The 24,818-nt window shown below is 65.5% G+C and carries 13 protein-coding genes; 7 read left to right on the plus strand and 6 right to left on the minus strand.

All coding sequences use genetic code 11. The annotated features are described in order from the left end of the window. Positions 1-144: 144 nt before the first annotated feature. From M2361_RS17675 to M2361_RS17685, 3 genes are all read right to left on the minus strand, one after another. A complete protein-coding gene (locus M2361_RS17675) occupies positions 145-588 on the minus strand; it encodes a hypothetical protein (protein ID WP_259250931.1) in 444 nt (147 codons plus the stop codon). Continuing rightward, the gene (locus M2361_RS17680; protein ID WP_259250932.1) at positions 585-14,408 is read right to left on the minus strand and encodes a hemagglutinin repeat-containing protein; all 13,824 of its coding nucleotides are present in this window, start codon (positions 14,406-14,408) and stop codon (positions 585-587) included. The genes M2361_RS17675 and M2361_RS17680 overlap by 4 nt, the downstream gene beginning before the upstream one ends. A 115-nt stretch (positions 14,409-14,523) precedes the next feature. Then, on the minus strand, positions 14,524-16,233 hold the full coding sequence (locus M2361_RS17685) for a ShlB/FhaC/HecB family hemolysin secretion/activation protein (RefSeq protein ID WP_259250933.1): 1,710 nt from the start codon (positions 16,231-16,233) through the stop codon (positions 14,524-14,526). 379 nt (positions 16,234-16,612) lie between these two features. On the opposite strand from M2361_RS17685, the gene rimO reads away from it, so the two are divergent. Continuing rightward, entirely contained in the window at positions 16,613-17,929 is a 1,317-nt protein-coding gene (rimO, locus tag M2361_RS17690; protein ID WP_100853968.1) for a 30S ribosomal protein S12 methylthiotransferase RimO, read from the plus strand. Positions 17,930-18,032: 103 nt separating this feature from the next. On the opposite strand, the gene M2361_RS17695 is transcribed toward rimO, so the two are convergent. Then, positions 18,033-18,584 carry a bacterioferritin gene (locus tag M2361_RS17695; RefSeq protein ID WP_259250936.1) on the minus strand — a complete coding sequence of 184 codons (552 nt, stop codon included), beginning with the start codon at positions 18,582-18,584 and terminating at the stop codon, positions 18,033-18,035. Positions 18,585-18,815: 231 nt separating this feature from the next. Between M2361_RS17695 and M2361_RS17700 the strand changes: the two genes are divergently transcribed. The 5 genes from M2361_RS17700 to M2361_RS17720 are packed head-to-tail and all read left to right on the plus strand — an operon-like array spanning position 18,816 to position 21,867. Beyond that, positions 18,816-19,403, plus strand: a complete 588-nt coding sequence (locus M2361_RS17700; RefSeq protein ID WP_259250937.1) for a TIGR00730 family Rossman fold protein — start codon at positions 18,816-18,818, stop codon at positions 19,401-19,403. Positions 19,404-19,429: 26 nt separating this feature from the next. Next, the gene (locus tag M2361_RS17705; RefSeq protein WP_404976386.1) at positions 19,430-20,014 is read left to right on the plus strand and encodes a hypothetical protein; all 585 of its coding nucleotides are present in this window, start codon (positions 19,430-19,432) and stop codon (positions 20,012-20,014) included. Positions 20,015-20,046: 32 nt separating this feature from the next. Continuing rightward, positions 20,047-20,673 carry an HAD hydrolase-like protein gene (locus M2361_RS17710; RefSeq protein WP_259250939.1) on the plus strand — a complete coding sequence of 209 codons (627 nt, stop codon included), beginning with the start codon at positions 20,047-20,049 and terminating at the stop codon, positions 20,671-20,673. A 21-nt stretch (positions 20,674-20,694) separates the two neighbouring features. Beyond that, positions 20,695-21,321 (plus strand): pyridoxamine 5'-phosphate oxidase family protein, encoded by a 627-nt coding sequence (locus M2361_RS17715; RefSeq protein WP_259250940.1) that lies wholly within the window; start codon positions 20,695-20,697, stop codon positions 21,319-21,321. 24 nt (positions 21,322-21,345) lie between these two features. Next, positions 21,346-21,867 (plus strand): class IV adenylate cyclase, encoded by a 522-nt coding sequence (locus M2361_RS17720; RefSeq protein ID WP_259250941.1) that lies wholly within the window; start codon positions 21,346-21,348, stop codon positions 21,865-21,867. Positions 21,868-21,871: 4 nt separating this feature from the next. Here M2361_RS17720 and fmt read toward each other — a convergent pair whose 3' ends face one another. Continuing rightward, complete coding sequence (gene fmt / locus M2361_RS17725) at positions 21,872-22,813, minus strand: methionyl-tRNA formyltransferase (RefSeq protein WP_259250942.1); 942 nt, start codon at positions 22,811-22,813, stop codon at positions 21,872-21,874. Between the two features lie 33 nt (positions 22,814-22,846). Further along, entirely contained in the window at positions 22,847-23,359 is a 513-nt protein-coding gene (def, locus tag M2361_RS17730) for a peptide deformylase (RefSeq protein WP_259250943.1), read from the minus strand. A 287-nt stretch (positions 23,360-23,646) separates the two neighbouring features. On the opposite strand from def, the gene dprA reads away from it, so the two are divergent. Beyond that, positions 23,647-24,759 (plus strand): DNA-processing protein DprA, encoded by a 1,113-nt coding sequence (dprA, locus tag M2361_RS17735; RefSeq protein ID WP_259250944.1) that lies wholly within the window; start codon positions 23,647-23,649, stop codon positions 24,757-24,759. Positions 24,760-24,818 lie beyond the last annotated feature (59 nt).

The following is a 24,818-nucleotide window of genomic DNA, read 5'->3' on the forward strand; positions in this document are numbered from 1 at the left end:
CGCTAATGTTGGCAATCTGCGAAATTCCAGCACCAACGGCCTGAATCAGGTTGCTGCGTCGCTCTTGCTCTGCGGGCTCAGCTCGGGAAACATCCCTGTCTAGCAGGGAGACTTAATACCGAGCCAGCGCGCCGGCACCGATCTTTAATTTGAAATTTTATTAAAGAAATCCACAACTGACACAGAATCCACCTTCCATTGAGAAATTACATTCCCATCCTCATCAATTTCCTCTCTCCGCGACACATAAGAATTAATATTCTCTGGAACGAAAGGCTTGGAAATATCTTCGATAAAAAGCACGCCATTTTGAATATATGCTTGCTCCCCCTCTAAATAAACAACCCAATAAAAAATAAAATTGCAGATTTCGGGATTTCGCATGGCGGTCACCAACACCGCATGCCCACCACCTTGCAGGCCTTGTTCCAGCGATTTCTTCCAACTTCTTAAATAATCCTCTTTTGACCAGAATTCCGTCGGAGCGAAAAAATCTTCTATATATCCATTAATTTCAATTTCACCACACAGCACCGACTCGTCGAATCGCGTCAACACTTGATCTTCCAGGCGAATTCCAAAGCTCATTCTTTTACCCAATTCAAGTCCATATCGTAGGTACCGACTCTTTTTCCGCGGCGATTAAATACCTTCCAACCGTCTGACACGTTATGACCGTCAACATCAGGCGTAATGTAGTTTTTCCCATTCCAGAATACGACTTGCCCATGCGAGTCAAACGGAGCCCTTTGCGGGGAAATTCTATTCGTATAGCCCAGGTCTTTGGCCCTTTGCTCCAACTCCTTGCTTCTACTAAAGATCGGATCGACGACAATAGGACCATTGTTTGGAGTAATGATCGTAGCGCCGCTATCGACGTCCGCCTCCCCCCTGCCCGGCACCCCGATCGGCGCAACCGCATCACCCGGCCAACTCGGGATCTCCGAACCAAACGTCTCCTTCTCGGAAGGCAGCGGCGGCGGCGTGTCCACCCTCACCACCTCGCCAGGCTTACCCGGCAGCGCCGTCTCGCGCCCCACAGCGCTGCCCACGAATTCCGACACCCAGTTTCCTACCGCGTCAGACGCAGCGGTAATACCCACCAGCGCAGCCGTTCCCACATAGATGGCGCCGTCCTTCATTTGCACGGCAACGTAGACGGTCTTGTCCAACACGTACGTGACTGCCCGCTGGCAGCTCGGCGTCGTTGCACACTTGGCCGCCGCCGCACCAACCGCAGGGATTGCGAGCTGCGCCCCGTTCTGCGATGTCTCCAGTGCGGCCGCGGTACCCGCCGTTGCCGCATCCGCTCCCGCAGCGCTCGATATGCCAGCCACCAGACTTGTGACCAGATTGCGCCGCGCTTCGACTTGCTCGGGGGTCAGGCCCTCGGGCGAGCCCATCAGGCTGTTGAGGATGCTGCCCGCACTCGCGCCCAAGGCGCCCGAAGCGCAGGCTGCACCTTGGCCTGCGGCGCCCGCGCATCCCACGATGCCGTGCAACGCCGCGCGTGCAGCCTCCGCTTGCGGATCCCTGCCTAGGCTATCGGCGATCTGCTTCACCTGGGCTGCCCCAAGGCCTTGAAGGTAGTTCACCGCGGCCGACTGCACGAATGCGCCGGTCGATCCCGTCACGTTTGCGCCGGCCGCGCCCGACAACGCTAACAAGACCAAACCGTACTTGCCACCAGCACTCCAATCCCGAGCGCGCTGCACTTGATCCATTAGCGCGCTCATGCTTGCCGCGTCGTTGGCTCCGCCTGTCTCGATCGCGTCAGATAGCGCCTTCTCTGCCGCCTGCTTTTCCTTCGCCCGATTCGTCAAAAACTGCCCCACCTGCCGCTGGGCCTCCGACGCAATCTCAAACCCCGCCTCGATCTTCTCCTTATCAAAAATAGGCTTCAGCGCATTCAACGTATTCGTCGTATCCCGGTTCAGCGCGGCGATCGTTTCTGTTGCCGTCATCCCGGTAAGGTCTTGCTGCGCGGCCTCATTTCGGATCACGATCGTGCCGCCGCTGATCGCGCTCTTCGTAGTCGAGCTGCTGTTGCCGCTGGCCGCCACAACCACCGGCGTGCCCATGCCAAAGCCGTTACTGCCAGTGGAGACCGACGTGCCGTGGTCCTTCGTTGCGCCGCCAGCCACCTGACCGCCCTTGGTCGTGCCCAGGCCCGAGTCGCTCGCCTTGGCATTTCCGCCAAATCCGAAACCTCCCCCAATCGACACCTGGCTGCCGCTGTACTTGGCGGTGTTCTTGATGTCTTCCGTAACCAGCGTGCCCGTGGTCAGCTTGTTCAAGCCATCGGCCACCGCCTGGTCGCTGCTGGCGATGACGCTGCCTACCAACTTGGTGTTGTTCTTGACATCAATCTGGTAGCCGCCGTCACCCGCCCACAAACCCGTCTGTTCCGTGACGGACTTGAAGTCGCTGTTCATCTTGCCGGTGCTGGCGTTGGCTGAGACGCTGCTCGAGCCCACGCAATACGGCGGGATGCAAAGGCTCAGCCCAAAGCCCGCGCTCTTGTTCTTGGAGTCGTACTTGCTGCTGTCCTGCAAGCTCTCCAGAAGTAGATCGCCGCCCACTGACGCGATGATCTGATCAGCGCGGCCTGCCGCGCCCTTGAGCGTGGTGTCGCCACCAGACTGCATCGCCAGCACATTGCCTGCCGTGACGTTGCTGTTGGTCCAGCTTTCATCGCGGCCGTTGGCCTTTCCGCGTCCGACCGAGGCGCCCAGTTCAAGGGTGAATCCGTTTTGCTGGCCGCCCGTGGAATAGCCGATGCCGATGCTGGCACTACTGCTCTTGCTATCGGTTTTCTGCTCGAACGCGTTGCGGGCAGCCTGCAAGAGGATGTCGCCTTCGGCCTTGAGCACCGCGTTGTTGCCCGCCGACAGGTTCGATCCCGTGACGCTGATGTCCGAGTCCTTGCCAGCGCCTTGGGCGACGATGGTCAGGTCTTTGCCGGCCGCCACCGTCGAACCCAAGGCGCTGGACGAATTACGGTTCGTCGTGCTGGTGCTCTTGCTGGTACCCAGGCTGAGCTTGATGCTCACACCGCCGGCTTTGTCGAGCGCGTTGGATGAGCCGGGCTTGACGGCTTCCGCCGCCGCGGCAGCCTTCGCGGACGCCTGCACGGCGTCATAGGCGTTGGCGGCCGCCAGGGCTGTCGTGGCGCCTGCCAAGCCCTTCATGACGGCGTTGTCCGTCCTGCCCGCCGCATCAGCCATCCGCGCGCCTGTCTGCACAGCGCTGACGACGGGATTGCTCGCGGTCAGCGTCAACCCCGTCTGCTTGATCTCATGGAATTCCTTCTCTTTCGTGGTGTCCAGCGCCGCGCCGATGTTGACTTCCTTGCCGATCAGCGTGATGTCGCCCTGGCGCGCGATGACATTGCTGCCCTTGATGTTGAGAGCGCTGCCTGCGTTGACCAGCACGTCGCCTTCGACGCTGCCGACCGTGCTGGCGTTGTGGAAGACCTTCTTGCTATCAAGCGAATCCGTCTGCTTGCTGGTGCCATAGCTCAAACCACCCATGGCCCCGAAGCCCGACTTCTTGACCATCTTGTAGTCGTAGCTGTCCTCGGCGTTCTGACCGGGCAGGATGTTCACGTCGCGCTTGGCGGACATCACCAAGTCCTTTTGTGCGCCAACGTTCGAACCTGCCACGTTCAAGTCGCGCCCGGCCATCATGACGGCGGTGTCGCCGGTGAAGGTCGAGCCCTTGGCCTGCTCCCAATCGGTCGAATTAATGATGTGCGTGGTCTTCGACGACAAGAAACCGCGCTTTTTATAGTGAAGTTCGTCGTACGCCGAACCGGACTCCACCCCAGCCGTCAGATTGATGTCGCGGCCAGCGCCCACGGCCAACTTTTTGTCGGCGGTGACATCAGCCGCGCGCGCGTTCACGTCTTGCCCCGCGATCAGCGTCAGGTTGGCGCCCGCGGCAATCGACGAACCGATCTCTTTGCTGGTGCTCAGGTCGTGACGGTTTTTCTTGTTGATGACGATCGACTCGCCGTGGCGTTCCGTCAGGGTTTCCAGATTGATGTCGCGGCCGGCTTGCAACCCGGCGTTGCGCTCGGCGTTGACTTGCGCGGCGGTCAAGTTGATGTCGCGACCGGCGCGCATGTTCAGGTCACCCGCGTCCACGCGGGCCAAGCCGGTGACGTGCGAACCCCAGGTGCTGCCGAAGTTCTCGGACGCCGCCGTCGAGGTCAAGGCGATGTCGCGCCCCGCCTTCAGCGTGACGGCATCGCCCTGGATCCGCGACACCAGGTTGGTCAGGTCAGTGCGCGCGGAAAGATCCACGGTAGCGCCCTGGATCAGGCCGCCGGCCTGGTTGACGATGTTGGACGCGCTCATGACGGTGGCATGGCGCGCGCCGATCGTGCCGCTGTTGTCGATATTGCCGTCCGCGACGAGCTTGACGTCGCGCCCGGCCATCAAAGTGCCGTCGCCCTTCAGGTCGTCCTTGCGGACCAGCAGGTAGACCTTGGGCACCAGCACCGTCTCGGCACTGCCGTCGGGCAGGGTGACCGTCTGCGCCACCAGCCAGACCAGATCGGTCTTGAGCTGGAGTTGTTGCGCTTCGGTCAACGCCACGCCCACCTGCACGTTGTGGTCTCGGGAAAATTGCGCGCCCGCGGCCAGCAAGGCCTTGTACTGGCTTTCGTTGTCGCCAAAGCGCTCCAGGAAGCGCTGGCCGGTGGTGGCCAGGATCTGGTCGGATACGAGCTTTTGCTCGTAGAAGCCGTCACCCAAACGCTTGGGTTGGCCCGATGGCGTCAGGAACCTGGCGCCCGCGGGTACCAGGGCGTCCCAACCCGCCAGCCGCGCGCTGGACAGCGTGTTGCCGCCTTGCACGTCGTGGCCGGCGATGGTGCTGCCGCTGCCCAGGGCGGCGCCATGTACCGAAGACGCCGCTGGGGCGTCCAGCCGTTGCGCGTCCACGCCGGAGCCGGCACCCACAGCGGGGCCGGCCGCAGCTTGCGTCGCGACGGCGCCCGCGCCGATGGCGGCTTGGACCAGGCTGGCGTCGGCGGGCTTGTCGACGCGCGGGCCGGTGAGCCCCCCGCCCGCGCCCGCGCCGCCTGCGATGGTGGTGCCCGGCAGCGCGCCAGGCTGGCGCAGCAGCTCGAACAGATAATCGCTGGACACGGTCGGCCGTTGGCCGATGAAGCGCGGGTCGGTCGCAACGAGGTAAGGCGCGTCGGGCCGCTGGTTTACCGCAAAAAGCTGGCTGTCTGGAATGCTGGCCGGGTTGGAGACGGTGCGCACGACCGTGCCACCGGGCAGGTCCAGGCTGGCGACCAACACGGGGCCCGGTGTGCCGACGCCAGCGGCACCCGGCACCGACCCGCCCAGGGCAACGTTGGAGTACCCGCCCGAGGTTCCCACGGGCAGTTCAATGCCCTGAGCCGCCAGCTTGGCGGTGTACGGAACCGAGGTTTCATAGCGGTAACTGGAACGCGGCTGCGAAAGCGTGGCCACGCCCTCGCGCACGACCGTGCGTTGGCCGCCCGCGCCGATGTTGTGGATGGCCGGGCCCGCCACATGCAGCGCGCCGCCGGCGGCGATCTGGCTCTTGTCGTTGGTGACCGTGCCCGCCAGCGTCATCGCGCCGCCGGACAGGATCTTGCCCGGGTCCGACGACAGCGTGCGCGTCTCGGTGACTGTTTCGTTGACCTGGTAATAGGTCAGAGAGCCGACCAGGCGGTTGTTGAAGTCTGCGTTGAATTCGCGAATGCGCGCGTCCAACTCCATGTGTGGCGCTTTGTACGCGGCATAGGCCGCTTCAAAAGCTTTGCGGCGCGCGGCTTCCGCCTGGCACTCCGGACTGTTGTTAAAGCAGGGCGCTGGCGGGGGAACCCAGACAGGCAAAGAGCCCGAGGGCGGCGTAACGCCGAAGACGGCCCATATGCGGGCGTCCGAGGCATAGAGGAATTTCTCCGGCTCATTCCAGCAAGGGCCGCCCGCATCTCCGCCAGCGCAACCGATGTTGGGCGCCGTATAAGTGAGTGCAATCGGTGAACTGACGCGCGCCTTGCGCTTGCCGCCCGGCGTGTAATCGAACGGCGGGCCATACCGCTCCTGCGGGTATTTGGCGGACGGCAGCAGGAACATGCGTTCGGGGTCGTCGTTTAGCCACGCCGGGTCCTTGCTGCACATGGGCGTGACTTCGTCGCACAGCCAGTTTGTGTCGGCGTCGTACATGTCCGTGCTGCCCGCTGGGGTGAAGTACACCTTGGCCTGGGACGACACCTGCACGGTCTGGCTGGCGTAGTTGGCGTTGTGGTTATGCAGCGATGCCGCCGACATGCGGGCATTGCCCGCGGCTTCGATGGTGGCGCCGGTGTTCAACAGCGACGCCGCCTGGCCCACGGCGTTGCCGCCGGCATCCAGTGCCCCGCCGATGGCGAGGTCCGCCCCGGCATAGATCAGCGCATGCGCGCGATTCACCAGAGATGCGACCCCCAGGTCCATGGTGCCCCGGGACGCTATGACGGCCCCGCCGCCCGCACCGGCACTGTTCACCAGCGTATTGGCCAGGATCGCGACCTTGTCGCCGTAGATGCGGGCCAGGTTGTCCACACTGCCCGCGTTGATGCGCGTGACCGCGCCATCAATCAGGCCGGCATTGGTCAGGCCGTGCGCGACGGTGATCGTATTGGCGCCGCCCGCCAGAAGCTGACCGGTGGCGTGGTTGGTGAGCGAGTTCGCCTTGATGTTCAGGTCGCGCCCGGCGCTGATGGTTGCGCTGTTGTCCAGCGCGCCGCCCACGGACAGCGTCATGTCGCGGCCACTGGACAGGTCGCCCGGCTGGTTCAGCGCGCCCGCATAGTGGAAGCTCAGGTCGCCCGCGGATTGCAACGTACCCAAGCCATGCAGCACTTGCGCGATGACCGTCAGGCTGTTGCCCCCCAGCAGCTTGCCCTGGCCGTTCTTCAGCGTATCCGCCACGATGTGGGCGTTGCCTTGGACGGCCACCTCGCCGCCCTGGTTGTCGAGTTCGCGGGTGGTCAGGGTCAGGTCTTGACCCGCCTGGATGGAGCCGCCCTGGTTGTTGACGCGGTCCGCCACAATGGTGACGACCTTGCCCAACACGCCCTGGGGCGCCGCCTTTGCTGCCCCCAGCGTGGCGCTGTTGTCCAGCGTGGCCGCTGTCAGCGTCAAGGCGTTGTCGGCCTGGATCAAGCCACGGTGGTTGTCGAGCGCGCCGCTGGCGTTGATGGCAAGATTGCCGCTCGCCATCGTGCCCGCGCGGTTGCTGACCGTTGCGGCATCGACTCGCATGTCGCCTGCCGCGGCGATCAGCCCTTCGGCGTTGTTGAGTTCGCCGCCTAGCGCCAGACGGGCGTCACCGGTCGAGGTGAGTTTGCCCGCCTGATTGCGCAGGTTGGCAGCCGAGATGTCCAGGCCGCCGCCCTGCACGACGGCATGGCGCGTGTCGAGGTCGCCTGGCGTGCCTAGCGTGATGTTGCCCACGGCCGAGAGCGTGCCGTGCGCCAGGTCCAGGCCGTCGCCGGTAAGGCTCAGGTCCTTGCCCGCAAGGCTGGTGCCGGGGTGGACGATGGTGCCGGCCGCAAGCGTCAGGCTGCCCGGCTGCTTAAGCGCGCCTTCACCATCCACGCCAGCCACGAGACGGCCGGCGTTGTTCAGCAGCCCCGGCGTGGTGACGAGCAGGTCGCCTCCCGCCAGGACCGAACCCGGGTTCAGCAAGGTCTTGCCCGCGCTCAAGCGAGCGTCTTCCTGGGCGGAAACCACACCGGCGTTGGCCAGCGCACCGCCCGCCTGCAAATCCAGGCCTCTGTTTGATTGAAGACGGCCCTCGGCCGCGACGGTCAGGTCACCCGCCGCGCGCGCCGTCAGGTCGCCCGCCTGTGTGGCGGCGATGCCGCCGAGCGTGGCGTCGGTGCTCGCACGCAACGCCAGGCCCTGGCCCGCTGCCAGCGAACCCTGCGTGCGCAGTGCCGCGCCGGCCTCGGCCGTCAGCGCGCCGCTGGCCTGCACGGTCGATGCCGCGCCCAATGCCAGGTCGCCCCGCTGCGAGGTCAACGTCAGGTCGCCGTTCAGCGCGGCAACCGTGCCGTTCACCGTCATGTCGTCACCGGCGATCAGCGCTTGCGACTGCCCGGCCAACAGGCGACCTGCTGCAAGCAAAGCGCCTTGCGCGGTGGCGGCAAGCGTGCCGCCTGCTTGCGCAAGCCCCGTTGCCGTAACGCTCAGGTCGCGTGCTGTCAACGTCAGGTTGGCGTCGGACGCGGCGGTGCCGTCTATGCGCAAGTCGTGCGCGGCGGCCAATGCCATATTGGCCACCGAACTCAGCGCGCCCGCGGCGTTCAGGTCGCGACCGGCACGCGCGGTCAGCGCGCCCGCGGCCTGGACCTGTGCGCCTTGCTTGACGGTCAAGTCGTGTTGCGCCGAGATCAGCGCATCGCCTGCCGCGCGCTCGCCCAACGCCGCTACCACGCCGCCCAATCGGGCGTTTTCGCCCGAGGTTAGCGTGAGGCCGCCGCCCGCAGCAATGACGCCGTCGGTATCCAGGTCCGCACCCGCGCTTGCCGCAAGGTTGTCGGATGCTTGCATCCGACCCGCCGCGCCCACTTGCAGATTGGCGCCGGCGTCGGCTTGCAGGCCGCCGCCCAAGGCCGTCGCGATGCCGTCGATGTTGATGTCGCGAGCCGCCTTCAAGGCGATGGGTGAGCCGGCGGTGACGATGCCCGTGTCCGTGATGGACAGATCGCGACCGGCCTGCGCGAGTAGCGTGCCGCCCGAGGCGGCACGGGCGCTTCTTACGCCCGGGGTGCCCGCGCCCCGGGTGTACGCTCCTTCATTGCCCGCGACCGCTGCGGTGCCGGCCGTGCCGGCGATGCGCAGGTCTTGGCCGGCAGCCAACGACAGCTTGCCGCTGCCTTGCGCCAGGGCCTGCTTTGCTACCGTCAGATTCTCGCCGGCATCGATTGCGAGCGCGCCGTTGGCGACTGTCTTGCCAGTCAGTTCAGCGTCCTTGCCCGCAGCCAGCACGATGTCCATTTCGCCGGAAACGGTGCCCGCCGCAAGCAGCTTGCCGCCCGCCCGTGCATCCAGTTGTCCGCCGGCTTGCAGCGCGCTTGCGCCGCCCAGCGTCATGTCGCCGCCACTGCTGGCGACAAGTGCGCCCTTGTCGGCCAGCACGGTGCCCTCGACCGCCAGGTCTTTTTGCACCTGCACCTGCGCCGACTGTCCGGCAACAAGCATGCCGGCAAGCGTCGCGGCGTCCGCGTGGACAGCAATCGCGCCGTCGGCCTGCAGGCGCGAGCCCGCCAAGGTGGTCAATACGCCGCCCACGTTTGCGCTGAGTGCTCCTGTCGCCAGCGTCTGCCCGGCCACTGTCACGTTGGAGCCCGCATCCAGGACCAGATCGGCAAGGGACGACATGGCGCCCGCCGCCATCAGCGATGCGCCCGCCCGCGCCAGCAAGGCGCCGCCCGCCAAGGCCTGGCTGTCAGACGACAGCGTCAGATCTTGCCCGGCAATCAACTGCAACGGCCCCTTGGCCGATGCAGCCGTGCCCGTCATGGCCAGCTCGCCGCCGGCCAGGATGGATGCGCCTTGGTCGCCGCGCACGGCGCCCGCGATCGTTGCGTCGCCCTCCGCCTCGACACGTGCCTTGCCAGACGATTCCAACTGCGCCGACCCGCCGACACGCACATCGTTCTTCGCAAGCAGATCCAGCGCGCCATCCACGCCCACCTTGCCGTTGACACTGGCATCCCGCTCGGCGCGCAACTGTGCATGGCCCTTGGACACCAGCACGCCATTGCCCGCAAGATCGCGCCCCGACTGGGCGTGGACGCCCTGCCCTTGCAACTGGCTGCCCGCGCCCAGCAGCAGATCATTGCCGCTCTTCAGGTCCAGCGTGCCGCCGTCGGCCAGCGCATTGCCCTCCACGCGCAGGTCGCGCGCGGCCGCCAGCGCCATGCCGCGCTGGGACAAGGCCGTGCCTGCAAGGGTCAGATCCCGGCCCGCGTTCAGCGCCATCGCGCCGTCGGACTGCAGATGCGAGCCGCTTGCGGTGCTCAAGGACTGACCCGCTTGCACCTCCAGCGCGCCTGCGGCGTAAAGCTGGTTGCTGATGCTGGCATTGCGCGCGGCCTGCAACGTCAATGCCTTCAATGAGCTGACCGTACCCGCCACGAGCAGGTCGCCATCCGTCTTGGCGCGCAGGGGTCCTGCCGCCGCCATGCGCGCCAAGGCGCCCACGGACAAGTCACCGCCCGCGCTCAGGTCCAGGCCGCCCACGCTGGCGGTCAGTGCCCCGTCCACCGTCAACGCGCCCAACGCGGCCAGCGTCATATCGCCATTGCCGCGCCAAGCGCCGGACAAGCGCATAGCGTTACCGGCTTCTGCCCGCGATGCGCCCTCTGCTTCCCACTGCGCCGCCTTGCCCATGCTGAGATCGCGCGCGGCAACGAGGGACGCGTCGCCGCTTGCCTGCGCGGAGCTGTCCACTTGAATGTCGCGACCCGCGGTCAGTTCGATACCGCCGCGCGACCCCATCGTGCCTGCCGCGTAGAGATCGCTGCCCGCCGTTGCTGATATACCCTCGCCTTGCGTACGGCTGGCCTCACCCAGCCGCAGCGCCTTGCCCGCGTTCAGCGCCAGTGCGCCGTCATAGGCCCGCGCAACGCCATCGATGCGCAGGTCGACGCCGGCATCCAGCGTGATGCCTACGTTGGCTTGCGCCTCGCCCACCAAGAGCAAGTCTTGGCCGGCTTGTAGTGTCATCGCGGCTTCTGATTGCAGGTGCGCCTCGGCGCTCGCCACGATTTTTCCGAACGCCTTGAGCGACAGTGGGCCACCCGCTAGCAGCTTGCCGTCTACCGTGGCGTCACGCGCGGCCTGCGCCGTCAGCCCGGCCGCCGACGACGCCGTTCCCGCCACATTCAGCGCGCCCCCGGCGCGCAACGCCAGCGGCCCGGCCGCCTGCACACGGCCGCTGGCGCCGATCGACAGGTCACTACCCGAGCTCAGGTTCAAGGCCCCCCGCACCGCTTCCGCCGCACCGGTGATGTCCAGCTTGCCGGCCGCGTTCACCTGCGTGCCAAGATTGCTGCGCAAGCTGCCCGACAGCGTGATATCGCTGTCGCTCGACAAGGCCGCGCTGCCGGTCGCCTCGAAGGTGCCGGTGACGGAGGCCAAGTCCGTGGCCCGCAGGGTCAGATCGCCGTCTGCGCCTAGCGTGCCACCGAGCGTCGCATGCCTGCCCGCCGTCAATACCGCCGGACCCACGGCCGATATCTCACCGCTGGTGTGGATATCGCGCGCCGCTTCCATGGCAACGCCTACGCCTTGAGTCTGGCTGCTTTTACCCAAGCGCAGATCATTCCCGCTCTTCAGGCCAAGCTTGCCGCCGTATGCCAGCACGGCGCCGTCCGCGTTCAGATCCCGCGCTGCCTCGATCGAAATGGCGCCATCACTCACGGCCGAACCCGCCAGATGGGCGTCCTGCCCTGCGCTCAGCGTCATGTTCTTGGCCGATTGCAGTTGCGCGGCCCCGCTCGTGCCCAAGCCCAGGCCTGCGCGCAAGGACAGCGTGTCGCCGGACAGCAGTTGGCCACTTACGTTGACGTCGCGCGCCGCCGTCAGCGCCTGGGCGCCTTGGCTGGACAGTGCGCCGTCTACCGTCAACGCGCCGCCGCTCTTGCCCTGTAATGCGCCGCCCGCCACTGCCTTGCCCGGCTTGCCGACCGACAGGTCTCCGCCCGCCAGCATCTCCAGCCCGCCTTGCGCGACAGAGATTTCGCCGTCCAAGCGCAATGCGCCCTTGGCTTGAATGCGGTTGCCTTCGTTGCTGCGCAGCGCGCCGACAATCAGGATGTCTTGTCCCGCCTTGATGTCCGCACTGCGTTCCGCGTCCACGCGCGCGCCCTGGGCCACCGTGACGTTGCCCCGGCTTTGCAGATTCAGTTGTCCTGTCGCTTGCGCTTGACCGCCGACAAGGGTGTCGCGTCCTGCCTTCAAGGCCATATCGCCACGCGAAGCCATCGCGCCGTCAGCGATAAGATCGCCGCCTGCCTGCACGGACACGCCGTCGCCTTGGGTGCGGCTGGCCTTGCCCAACTGCAAGGTATTGCCCGCGTTCAACGCCAACGCGCCGGCGTAAGCGTGCGCCGCGCCATCAATGCGCAGGTCGCGCCCGGCATCCAGCGTCAGGCCCGTATTGGTTTGGGCCTCGCCCGCCAGGGACAAGTCGTTGCCGGCAAGCAGCGTCATGGCGCCTTCTGATTGCAGCCGCGCATTCGCGCCTGCTGCCATATCGCCCGCAGCCTCAAGCCGCAGAGCCCCCCCCGCCAACAACTTGCCGTCGACCTTGGCGTCACGCGCGGCCTGCGCCGTCAGCGCCGCCATGGATGACACCGTGCCGGCCGCGTTCAGCGCGCCTTGCGTGCGCAGCACTACCGGGCCACCCGCCTGCACGCTGCCGCTGGTGCCGATCGACAGGTCGCCGCCAGAAGCCAGCGTCAAAGCGCCTTCCGCAGCATCCGCCGCACCGACAACACCCAGCGTGCCCGCCGCCCGCACGTCCACGCCTTGATTGCCGTTCAGCGTGCCCGCCAACAGGGCATTGCCGCCTGCCTTCAGGTCGACGCTAGTCTCGGCCACCATGTCGCCGCCCGTGCGCACATCGCCACCGGCATTCACCACGATGCGCTTGCCCTGCGCCTTGCTGGCCTGGCCCAACCGCAGATCGCTTCCGCTGTTCAGGTCAAGCCCGCCGCCGTAGGCCAGCGCGCTGCCATCCATGCGCAGATGGCGCGCCGCATCGATCGACAACGCCCCGTCCGTCAATGCCACGCCGGCCAAATGGGCGCTACCGCCTGCGCGCATCGTCAAGCCCTGGGCCGCCTGCAGATGCGCGCCAGCGTCAGAAGCCAGGTCCGCGCCCGCCTGCGTCAGCAAATTGCCGGACGTGTATATCTGGCGCGGCAGCACCAGGTCGCGTCCCGCTTCCAGCGTGGCGCCTGCCTTGGCGGAGACAACACCGGGCGACATCGACGCGCCGCCTGCATGGGTTCCGGCAGCCGTGCTTGCTGCCGATGCGCCGGGTCCAGCGCCGCCGGCATTGCCGCTGCTTCCACTGTTTCCGCTGCCGTCTCCCGCGCTGCCGCCATTGCCGGCGACGTTTCCGTTACCAGCCAAGCTCCCGTTGCCCGCACCCGCACCGGGCTGCGTCACCGGGGCTTGCACGCCAGCCACCTTCAGATTGCGGGCAGCAAGCGCATTGATGTCCTGATCAGCCGTCAGCAAATGCCCCGACAGCACCAGGTCCTGGCCGGCCGCAACGCGCAGCGCGTCCGGGGTACGCAAGCTGCCTTGCGCGCCGACGGTCACATCCTTGCCGCCCCGCACGCTTAACGGCCCGCCGGCCCCCACCGCGCCCTGAATGCTGGCATCGCGGCCCGCGATCAATGTCGTTGCGCCCACGGCCTGCGCCGTGCCCTGCACGGATAGATCCCGACCGCTTGCCATGCGCAGCGCGCCCGCTGCCTGCGCGGTGCCGCTGGGCGTAATGCGCAGGTCTCCCGCGGCGTCAACGTGCAAGTCGCCAGTCAGCGCCACCAGGTTGCCGCCGATGTTCACACCCACGCCGGCCTCGGTACCGATCAGCCTGATGCTGTTTGCATACATGCCGCCCAGTGCGGCCGTGTCCAGCGCCACGTCGGGCTTGGGGCCTTGCCCGGCTTGGGCGGATACCGCACCCGTGCCGTAGTCGACGCGCGCGGCGCCGGCCGTGACGTTAAGCCTGTCGGCCCAGACGCCCGCATTGATTTCCAGCGTGCGGGCCAGCAGATCCACCTGGCTCAGGTTGGCGCCGTACAAGCCGTCGCCCTCAATGCGCAGCTTGCCCGACGCAATGTCAAAGCCGATACGGCCGTCGGAACCGACTTGCGGCCGGCCGGTCGTCAGCGTGGCGCGGTCGGCGTTCAAGAAGCCGCAGCCATTGCAGGTGATGCCGGCGGGGTTGGCGACGATGATGTTTGCCCGGTTGCCGGCCACCTCCAGGGTGCCCAGCAATTGCGACGGGTTCGGCGCGGTGACCTGGTTGAGGATGGTGGTGGCGCGCTGGTTGCCCAGCATGATGTTGCCCGCCACCTGGCCGGCCAACTGCGTCTGGCTGGCGCCGCCGCTGTTGTTGAGCACTACCCCGGACGGGCCCACGTTGAATTGCGTGTAGCGGTTGTTCGAGACCCCGCCCGCCGAGGGCGGCGCGATGTTGATGACAGGCACCCCGTTGGTGACGCCCACGGCAGGCTTGGCGCCGGCAACGCTCTTGTCCACCGTGATCGGCAAGCTCTGCGCCAGCACCGGCGACCAGACCTGCAAGAAAACAACGGACCAGACAATCATCGAACGAAGCTTGGACATCACGCGTACCCGGTAACGTAAGGGTCGACTGCGGCGCAAGCCGTGGCGCCCGGGGCGAACTCCGAGCCATGTCGACCAGATCTATCAAGAAGGCTGGCGGCGCAAGACCGCCGGGTCAGAACTCGAACATCAGTGCGGCCGCGAAAACGGTGGATGCGGTTTTCAAGGGCTCGGGCTTTTTCAGCGGCCAGCCGGCGGATAGGTCGTAACTGGCATCCACGTAAGGGATGGCGAGCCTGCCGCGCAGTCCGGCCACCGCCCCCACCAAGGTGCGCCCGGTCAGCCATTGCGCCGATTCGCCCCCCACGCGGCCCGCGTCCACGCCCGCATACAGTTGATGGCCCGGCACGCCCAGCATGTTTTCCAGCCCCAGCGACAGGTCATTGCGCAGGGTCCAGCCGTCTTCCGCGGCCAGCGTCATCTGGCCGTCGAAACCACGTACCGCGTAGCGATTGCCGATGGTGAAGTAGTCCGATGGCACGACTGCCGTTTTTGCGTGTTGGATCTGCCAGTTCACTTGGTAGGCCCAAGGCTGGTCCGCCAGTTGGAATGGCAGGTAAAGGCCGGCATTGGCCGCCACAATCGTGCTGCGGCCATCCCAATCGGGTTTGCCGTACACGTAGCCAGGCTGGTCGGACATTCCTGTCAGCGTGCCACGCACGCCTGCTCCAATATCCAGCACCGCGCGCCCCAGGTAATGGCGATGCCCGAAGCTGAAGTCGTAACCCGTGACGTCGCGCCGCTGGACTTCAATGGGGACGTCGTTCAAGGTGCTGCCGACACGCTTGCGCAGCATCGCCAAGGTCGCCGTGCCCTTGTAGTCGGTGCCGCGATAGGGCACCACCGACACGCCCGCCTGCAACTGCTTGGTGGTGCCGCCATAGACGATGGGCTCGTCAAACCCGGCCACGGCTTGACGATAGGTGGATTTGCTTGCGCCCGCGAACAGCGCCCAGTAGCCGAAGGGAATGCTGTAGTTGATGGATGCCGCCCGCGTGTTCGATTCCGCGTCGCGCCAGCGCGCATTGCTGTTCCACGACACCGACAACTGGTCGTAAAGGAACAATGGGGAATCCAGCGTCAGCCCGGCGTTGACTTGATATTTGCCGATGGCGTCCAGGCCGCCGTTATCGCCGCCCACATAGCCCTGCCAGCGTTTGCCCGTGCCGGGGCGAAGAACGATGTCGGAGTCGCCAAGTTCCGGGCCGGGTCCCACGTCGATGGCCGCGTCAGCCTGGCCGCGAAGCCGCCGAATGTTCTCCAGCGCCTGGTCCAGATCGCGCTGGTTCAACGCACCGCCGGGGCCGGTCGGCAACGCGGTACGCCACCAACCGACCGCACCATCGTCCTGCACGCCGGAGATGCGGCCTGGCAGGTAGCGCAAGGTCAGGATGCCCGCGGCCAGGGACTGCTCGGGTACGACAACGCGCGCGGTCACCTGGCCGCCGCTGATCAGTCGTTCAATCAAGTGATCCTGCAAGACGCGCAGGCCTTGCCCGCCAACGCAATGGCCGATGACGGCGCTGGCTGCGTCCGCCAGTACCGCGGGCGGCGTCGCGCCCTCCCAAGCCAGTTCGCGCATCACGAAGCAAGGCGTTTCAACGAGCAGATCCAGCTTGGTCCTGCCCGACTCCGCGCCAGAAGACATGACGTCGGGGCGCTCAGCCGAACGGGCGCGCTGAACGTCCAGCTCTTGCTCAAGTCTGCGTTCAATTTCGGACGGAAGCACAGCCGCCTCGGGCAGGCTTTGTGCGACGGATACGGTGGGTAAGGCTCCTGCCACCAACAGGCTTGCGATGACACGCCAGCGCCAAAAGGAATTCATAACGGGTCGGCGCCCGCAGCGTGTGCGCGGAGCGATCTATCTCACAGAACTGAATGAGGCGGCAGTCTGTCGTGAAAGATCGTTAACAACAATACTAATTTGGCATCGGCAAGCAAAATCTGAGTTTTACTAATATTTGAACGCTGTTTGGAAGGACTTAACGAAATAAGGCGAGTTTTGCCAAATCAGCCACTCGGTCTGAGTGGCGAAATGGGTCGAGGGGATCGGGCTTTTATGCCGCGTTCGTCTGGCACCGGCACTTCATTCAGAACCGGCCGGCGCAGCCCGTTTGCCCCTAAAATAACGGCCCCCGCTCTGCCGCGCTAAAATTGCGCAGATTTTGATCATTGGCGCCGGCTCGCGCCCACCGAGGTATTCCATGTCTTCCCCCAAAGTCGGCTTCGTCAGCCTGGGCTGTCCTAAAGCCCTGGTCGACTCCGAACGCATCCTGACCCAACTGCGCACCGAAGGGTACGAAGTCACGCCCGAGTACAACGATGCGGACGTCGTCGTCGTCAACACCTGTGGATTCATCGACAGCGCCAAGGCCGAATCGCTTGAAGCCATTGGCGAAGCGTTGGCCGAGAACGGCAAGGTCATCGTCACCGGCTGTATGGGCGTTGAGGAATCGGTGATTCGCAAGGTGCACCCCAGCGTGCTCGCGGTGACCGGTCCCCAGCAGTATGAAGAGGTGGTGCGCGCCGTGCATGACGCCGCGCCGCCCAAGAAGGACCACAACCCCTATCTGGATCTGGTGCCGCCGCAAGGCATCAAGCTGACGCCGCGCCACTACGCCTATCTGAAGATCTCGGAAGGCTGTAATCACCGTTGCAGCTTCTGCATCATCCCGTCGATGCGCGGCGACCTGGTCAGCCGCCCCGTGGGCGATGTGCTGAGCGAGGCCGAACGCCTGGTCAAGGCCGGCGTGAAAGAACTGCTGGTGATCTCGCAGGACACCAGTGCGTATGGCGTGGATGTGAAGTACCGCAGTGGCTTCTGGAACGGTCGCCCGGTGAAGACGCGCATGACGGAGCTCTGTCTGGCCTTGTCCGAAATGGGCGTCTGGACGCGCTTGCACTATGTGTACCCGTACCCGCACGTGGACGAAGTGATTCCGCTGATGGCCGAGGGCAAGATCCTGCCGTACCTGGACATTCCGTTCCAGCACGCCAGCCCGCGCATTCTGAAAGCCATGAAGCGCCCGGCGTTCGAAGACAAGACGCTGGCGCGCATCAAGCGTTGGCGCGAGATCTGCCCCGACCTGACCATCCGCTCCACCTTCATCGTGGGCTTTCCCGGCGAGACCGAGGAAGACTTCCAGTACCTGTTGGACTGGATGCAGGAAGCGCAGTTGGATCGCGTGGGCTGTTTCCAGTATTCGCCGGTGGAAGGCGCGCCCGCGAACCTGCTGGACAACCCCGTGCCCGACGAGGTCAAGCAAGACCGTTGGGAACGCTTCATGGAATTGCAGCAGGGCATTTCGACCGCGCGCCTGGCCCGCAAGGTGGGCCGCGAGATCGATGTGCTGATCGATGAAGTGGACGAAGACGGCGCCATTGGCCGCAGCAGCGCCGACGCGCCTGAGATCGACGGCTGTGTGTACGTCAGTTCGGAAAAAACGCTGAAAGCGGGCGACCTGGTGCGCGTGCGCGTCACCGAATCAGACGAATACGACCTCTGGGGCGAGGCGATCTGAATCTGATAAAGCAGGGGCGCGCCGCCAGCCTTGGCGGTGCGCCCCTCTTGGTTTGATCGCGCCCGCCAGGCAGACGCCATCGCCGCGCGATGCGGCTGCTTGTTTACAGGAAATCCGCCAGATCGTCGGCGTGTTCCTCTTCCACCGCCAGGATCTCTTCCAGCATCCGGCGCGTGGTGGAATCCTGATCACCGATGTATTCGATCATCTGACGATAGCTGTCGATGGCGATACGTTCGGCGATCAAGTTTTCCTTGATCATGTCTTGCAGGCTTTTGCCTTCGACATATTCCGAATGGCTGCGCTCCAGGATGCCCTTGGGCGACAGGTTCGGCTCGCCACCCAGCTGCACGATGCGCTCGGCCAGGCGGTCGGCGTGTTCCTGTTCCTGCGTGGCGTGTTCGGCGAATTCCGCCGCCACCGGTTCGGCGTTCAAGCCACGGGCCATGAAGTAGTGGCGCTTGTAGCGCAGCACACAGACGATTTCCGTGGCCAACGCTTCGTTCAGCAGTTTCAGCACGGTTTCGCGGTCTGCGCGATAGGTGTCCGTGACGGCGCCGGACTCGATGTCTTGGCGTGCCTTGGCGCGGATCGCCTTCACGTCCATGTCGAATGGGCGGCTGGCCTTCTGGGGGGTTCGGGTTGCTTGTTCCATATCGTTCGCTCCTCTAGTTAGTGAAAGCCCTACGACGCTGGATTTCCAGTCGTACCGAACGACTCAGTCTACCGATCACAGCGGAACTTGCTGTGTCCAAACATTGCTCCTGCCACCAATTTGCACTGGCTGGAGCCCCCCAAACGCGCCCGCTGACCTTCTCGTAAACTATCGACTTCCCGGAACGCCCGTGACGCAATCTGTAACGGGCCCGGCCATCTTGAACCTGTTATGAACCTGAAGAACATCTGCGTGTATTGCGGCTCGAATCCCGGCTCGCGCCCGGACTACATCGAGCAGGCCCGCGTGCTGGCCCGCGAATTGGTCAAGCGCGACCTGGGGCTGGTGTACGGCGGGTCTGTCGTCGGCATCATGGGCGTGGTGGCCAACGAGGTGCTCGCCGCTGGCGGCCGCGTCATCGGCGTGATCCCCGAACTGCTGCAGAAAAAGGAACAGGCGCACCGTGGCCTGACCGAATTGCACCTGGTGCAGAACATGCACGAGCGCAAGGCGATGATGATCGAGAAGTCAGACGGCTTCATCGCCCTGCCTGGCGGCGCCGGCACGCTTGAAGAGTTTTTTGAAGTCTGGACCTGGGCGCAATTGAACATGCACCAGAAGCCCTGCGGCCTGTTGAATATCGCGGGGTATTACGATGCGCTGGTGCAGTTCGTGGACCACGCCGTCGAAGAAGCCTTCATCCGCCCCCAGCATCGCGACATGCTGGTCGTGGAAGAAGACCCCGCCCTGCTGCTGGATCGCTACGCCATCTACGAGCCGCCCAACGTCTCGAAGTGGTTCGATCCCATCACGGCCTGATGTCCCACACCCACACACTTGAGACCATGACGGAAGCCCTAGCAATGTCCTCCGATTCGTTGTCCCCCTCCAGCACCGAGTCCGTGTTGCGTGCGTATTTCCACGCCAAGGACGAGAACCGCCCCCACCACATGGCGCGCGCATTCGCCCCCGACGCCGTGCTGAAAATGGCCCTGCGCACGCAGGCCATTGCGTTTCCGCCCGAATCCCACGGCTTGGCGGCAATAGCCGACACGCTGGTCCGCAAGTTCGGGCAAACCTACGAAAACGTCTACACGTTCTACCTGTCGCGACCCGCGGCCGACGCGCGGCTGCCCGACTACCAGTGCGACTGGATCGTCGGCATGACCGAAAAGGCCACCGGCAATGTGCGCGTGGGCTGTGGCCGGTACGACTGGAAGTTTCAGCCGGAGCCCTATCGCGCGACCGACCTCACCATCACCATCGAAACCATGGTCACGCTGCCGGCGGCCGACATGCCCGCCGTGTTCGGCTGGCTGCTGGGCCTGGATTACCCCTGGACCAACGCCGCCCGTGTCGTGGCCAGCGCGCCGCCGCTTGAAGCCCTGGCGCCGGTGGTGCACTATTTGCTTCACCCCAACGGCTTGTAGCGCCGCCGCAAGCCGGCAAACGGATTGATTACTTGAAATACGACATCGCTGCATTCGACTTCGACGGAACCTTGGCGGACACCATGCCTTGGTTCAATTCCATTCTGAACACGGTGGCCGACAAATACGGCTTTCGCAAGATCGACTTGTCCGAACGCGAAAACCTGCGCCATCGCGAAGCCTCTGAAATCCTGAAGTACCTGGGCATTCCGCTGTGGAAGTTGCCGGCCATCATGACGCACGTGCGCACGCTGATGCAGGACATCGACCCCAGCGTGCACCTGTTCGACGGCATCCCCGATATGCTCGCGCAATTGAAGGCCGGTGGGATGCGCCTGGCGGTGATCAGTTCGAACTCCATTGAAAACGTGCAGCGCGTGCTGGGCGCCGACACCGCCGCGCTGTTTGACGACTATGAATGCGGCACCGACCTGTTCGGCAAGGCCGCCAAGATCGACCGCTTGATGCGGCGCCATGAAGTGGCCCCCGAACGCTTCCTGCTGGTGGGCGACGAAATGCGCGACATCGACGCCGCCCGCAAGGCCGGCGTGCGCGTCGGGTCGGTCGCCTGGGGCTATAACCACATGGACGCCCTGCGCGAACGCAAGCCCGACGAACTCTTTACAGCCGTCGCCGACCTGCCCGCCATTCTGGCCTGACCCCGCCCACCGGAACCCGCCATGCACACCGACCCCGCTCATCTCGTCACCAACCCCGCCGCGCTGCAAGCGCTGTACGGGGAGCCTGGCGAGGCTTCGTTGAAGAAGGAAGTGGATCACGTGCACCCGCACTACCGCGCCTTCATCGAAGCGGCGCCGTTCGCGATGCTGGCCACTTGCGGGCCGGATGGCCTGGATGCATCGCCGCGCGGCGACCCCGCCGGCTTTGTGGTGGTGGAAGACGAGAAGACGCTGTTGCTGCCTGATCGCCGTGGCAACAACCGCATGGACAGCCTGCTGAACGTGCTGGCCGATCCCCGCGTGGCGCTGCTGTTCCTGGTGCCGGGAGTGGGCGAAACGTTGCGGGTGAACGGCACGGCGCGCATCAGCGTCGACCCGGCCCTGCTGGAACGCTTTGCCATGGACGGCAAGCTGCCGCGCTCGGTGCTGATCATCGATGTGCAAACCGTGTACTTCCAATGCTCGCGCGCCCTGCTGCGCTCGCGCCTGTGGGACCCGGCCACGCAAGTGCCGCGCAGCGCGCTGCCCAGTACCGGCCGCATCCTGTCGGACCTGACGGCCGGCACCTTCGACGGCGTGGCTTACGACCGCGACCTGCCCGCGCGCGTTGCGGGCACCTTGTACTGATATCGGCCCTGGGGGTCCGCACACATGGCACGCAACGTCGAAATCAAGGCCCGTGTCGATAGCATCGCCGCGCTGGAACCCCTGGCCGCCGCGCTATCAGGGCAAGAGCCCGCGTCCCTGGAACAAGACGACACCTTCTTCACCTGCACCCACGGCCGCCTGAAGCTGCGCGCGTTTGCCGACGGCACGGGCGAACTGATCTTTTACCGCCGTGCCGACGACACCGGCCCCAAAGAAAGCTTCTACTCGATATCCCCCACGGAATCGCCCGACACCCTGCGCGAGACCCTGACGCTGGCCTATGGCGCCATTGGCCGCGTGAAAAAGCACCGTGTGGTGTTCATGGCCGGACGTACCCGCATCCATCTGGACCGGATCGAGGGCCTGGGGGAATTCCTGGAACTGGAAGTGGTGCTGCGCGACGGCGAAAGCACCGACGCCGGCATGGAAGAAGCCCGCACCTTGATGGCAGGGCTGGGGGTAGCGCCCACGCAGTTGGTGGCGGGCGCCTACCTGGACTTGCTGGCCGGCAGCCGCCAGCCCTGAGGGTTCAGGCCGGCTGCCAGCCGCGCATGAACACATCCACCGGCTGGCGCTTGCCGCCCGCCTTCTGCAATTCCAGCAAGCGCAGCACGCCCGCGCCGGTGGCGATGTCGATACCGTTCGCGTCAGCGCGCAACACGCTGCCGGGCTCGGCCGTCACGGCCATATCCAGCGCCTGCGCGCGCCACACCTTGACCGGATCGGGCAGGCCGGCCAGGCGGATGCTGGCACCGGGCACGGGGTTGAAGGCGCGCACGCGGCGCGCCAGCAATTCGGCGGGCTGGGTGCAGTCCAGCGCGGCTTCGGCCTTGTCCAGCTTGGCGGCGTAGGTCACGCCGTCTTCGGGTTGCTTGCGCGGGGTCAGGCCGCCTTGAGCCAAGGCGTTCAGCGCATCCACAATGGCTTCGCCCCCTGCCAGCGCTAAGGCGTCGTGCAATTGCGCGGCGTTGGTATCGGCGGAAATGGGCACCACGCGCTCAAGCAGCATGTCGCCCGTATCCAGACCCTGATCCATCTGCATGATGGTCACGCCCGTTTGTGTGTCGCCTGCTTCAATGGCGCGCTGAATCGGCGCCGCGCCGCGCCAGCGCGGCAGCAGGCTGGCGTGGATGTTCAGGCAGCCCAGGCGCGGCAGGTCCAGCACCCATTGCGGCAGGATCAGGCCATAGGCGGCCACCACCATCACGTCGGGCGCCACCTGCTCCAGCAGCGCGCGCGCCTCGGCGGCCTCGTCGGGGTAGCGGCCATCCAGGCGCAGGCTGCGCGGCTGGGCGACGGGAATACCGGCATCCAGCGCGGCCTGCTTGACCGGGCTGGGCGTCAGCTTCAGGCCACGCCCGGCGGGACGATCGGGTTGGGTCATCACCAGGGCAATCTCGTGACCCGCGGCCCGCAAGGCGTCGAAAGCGATACGGGCGAATTCCGGCGTGCCGGCAAAAACTAGGCGCATGGGGATGTCAGACCAAAGAGTGGAAAACGGGAATCAGTCGCGCAGCGCTTCGCGCTCGGCCTTCTTCAGCTTGGTCTTGATGCGGTTCTGCTTGAGGTTGGACAGGTATTCAACGAAGACCTTGCCTTCCAGGTGGTCCAGCTCGTGCTGCACGCACACGGCCAGCAGGCCGTCGGCCTCGAACTCGAAGGGTTTGCCGTCGATGTCCAGCGCCTTGCAGCGGATACGCGAGGCGCGTTCGACCTCGTCGTAGACACCCGGCACGGACAGGCAGCCTTCTTCGTAGACCTTGTGGTCATCGCTGCGCCAGGTGATCTCGGGGTTGATCAGCGTGAGCAGTTCATTGCTGTCCTCGGACACGTCGATCACGACCACGCGCTCATGCACGTCGACCTGGGTTGCGGCCAGGCCGACACCCGGCGCGTCGTACATGGTTTCGGCCATGTCGCGCACCAGTTGACGAATGCGGTCGTCGACTTCGGCTACCGGCTTGGCCTTTTTATGCAAGCGCGGGTCCGGGTAGCGAAGGATAGGAAGTAAAGCCATTGAAAGGGGATCGCCAGTAATTGATGCTTGGGCAAGAGTTTAATTCATTAGAGTCTTGATTTCTAATAGTTTTCGGCTAAGTCCGGCATTGCGGAATTGCTGCGTCCCCGCTTGTTGATGAGGCGGGTCCGCCCCCTTTTCAACGGCGATCCAGGATCCTGGCCAGACCCACCACCGTTGCATCACACGGCCCCTGCCTGGACGCTTTCATCCCTGCCCCGCCGACGCCCATCGCGCCTTGCATGCGACACTTGCCCACCCTGGTTGCCCACCTACCTGCCCGCCTCATGCCGCTTACGCATACTGTTGACGAACTGTCCGCCTGGTTGCGGCTGTCCCTGGAGCCCAATGTGGGTTCCGCCACCGCCTGTACGCTGCTGAGCGCGCTCGGCCTGCCCGAGCAGATTTACGCGCAGCGCGCCACCGCCCTGGCCCGCCACTTGCCCGACGCGCTGGCGCGCCAACTGGCCGCGCCCATGCCGGCCGACATGGCGGCCCTGGTGGAAGGCGCGCTGCAATGGGTGCAAGGCCCTGACCGCTACATCCTGACGCTGGCCGACCCGGCTTATCCGCAGAATCTCTTGACCATCGCCGACCCGCCCATCCTGCTGTACGTGGTGGGAAATCCCGCCTTCCTGCAAGGGCCCTCCCTGGCGGTCGTGGGCGCGCGTAACGCCACGCCGGGCGGCCAGGAGAACGCACGCGCATTCGCCCGACATCTGGCCGGACATGGCTGGCGGGTGGTCAGCGGTCTGGCGCTGGGCATCGACGCCGCGGCGCACGAAGGCGCGCTGGACGCGGGGGCCGATGGCGCGGGCACCGTCGCCGTCATGGGCACCGGCATCGACCGCATCTACCCCGCGCGTCACCGCGATCTGGCGCACCGCATCGCCGCACACGGCGCGCTGGTGTCTGAATTTCCCTTGGGCACGGGCGCCCTGCCGCCGCACTTTCCCAAGCGCAACCGCATCGTGGCGGGCCTGGCGCGCGGCGTGCTGGTGGTGGAAGCCGCCAAGCAAAGCGGGTCGCTCATCACCGCGCGGCTGGCCGGCGAAAGCGGGCGCGAGGTCTTCGCCATTCCCGGCTCCATCCATTCGCCCTTGTCGCGCGGCTGCCATGCTCTGATCCGCCAAGGCGCCAAGCTGGTGGAAACGGCCGCCGACATTACCGACGAACTCGGCGGCGGCCCCACGCCCACCGCGCGCCGTGTGACGCCGCCCGCCCCGGCATTGCCCAGCCACCCCGTGCTGGAGGCGCTGGGCTTTGATCCGCTGCACCTGGACGCCATCCAGGTCCGCTCGGGGCTGGCCGTGGGCGACCTGCAGGCGCAATTGGTGGAACTGGAATTGCAGGGCCGCATCGCTCGCCTGGATGATGGGCGGTACCAGCGGCTGAGCTAGGAGCCGGTGCGCGGGCTCTCAACCCACGTACCTTGCGCGCGGCTCATAGACACATCACC

The organism is Achromobacter sp. JUb104, assembly GCF_024806975.1.
GTDB classification, from domain to species: Bacteria; Pseudomonadota; Gammaproteobacteria; order Burkholderiales; family Burkholderiaceae_B; genus Achromobacter; species Achromobacter spanius.

Bases quoted from the DNA above. Each gene is read 5' to 3' on its own strand.
- M2361_RS17675 (WP_259250931.1), bottom strand. From the start codon at position 588: ATGAGCTTTGGAATTCGCCTGGAAGATCAAGTGTTGACGCGATTCGAC.
- M2361_RS17680 (WP_259250932.1), bottom strand. From the start codon at position 14,408: ATGTCCAAGCTTCGTTCGATGATTGTCTGGTCCGTTGTTTTCTTGCAG.
- M2361_RS17685 (WP_259250933.1), bottom strand. From the start codon at position 16,233: ATGAATTCCTTTTGGCGCTGGCGTGTCATCGCAAGCCTGTTGGTGGCA.
- rimO (WP_100853968.1), top strand. From the start codon at position 16,613: ATGTCTTCCCCCAAAGTCGGCTTCGTCAGCCTGGGCTGTCCTAAAGCC.
- M2361_RS17695 (WP_259250936.1), bottom strand. From the start codon at position 18,584: ATGGAACAAGCAACCCGAACCCCCCAGAAGGCCAGCCGCCCATTCGAC.
- M2361_RS17700 (WP_259250937.1), top strand. From the start codon at position 18,816: ATGAACCTGAAGAACATCTGCGTGTATTGCGGCTCGAATCCCGGCTCG.
- M2361_RS17705 (WP_404976386.1), top strand. From the start codon at position 19,430: ATGACGGAAGCCCTAGCAATGTCCTCCGATTCGTTGTCCCCCTCCAGC.
- M2361_RS17715 (WP_259250940.1), top strand. From the start codon at position 20,695: ATGCACACCGACCCCGCTCATCTCGTCACCAACCCCGCCGCGCTGCAA.
- M2361_RS17720 (WP_259250941.1), top strand. From the start codon at position 21,346: ATGGCACGCAACGTCGAAATCAAGGCCCGTGTCGATAGCATCGCCGCG.
- fmt (WP_259250942.1), bottom strand. From the start codon at position 22,813: ATGCGCCTAGTTTTTGCCGGCACGCCGGAATTCGCCCGTATCGCTTTC.
- def (WP_259250943.1), bottom strand. From the start codon at position 23,359: ATGGCTTTACTTCCTATCCTTCGCTACCCGGACCCGCGCTTGCATAAA.
- dprA (WP_259250944.1), top strand. From the start codon at position 23,647: ATGCCGCTTACGCATACTGTTGACGAACTGTCCGCCTGGTTGCGGCTG.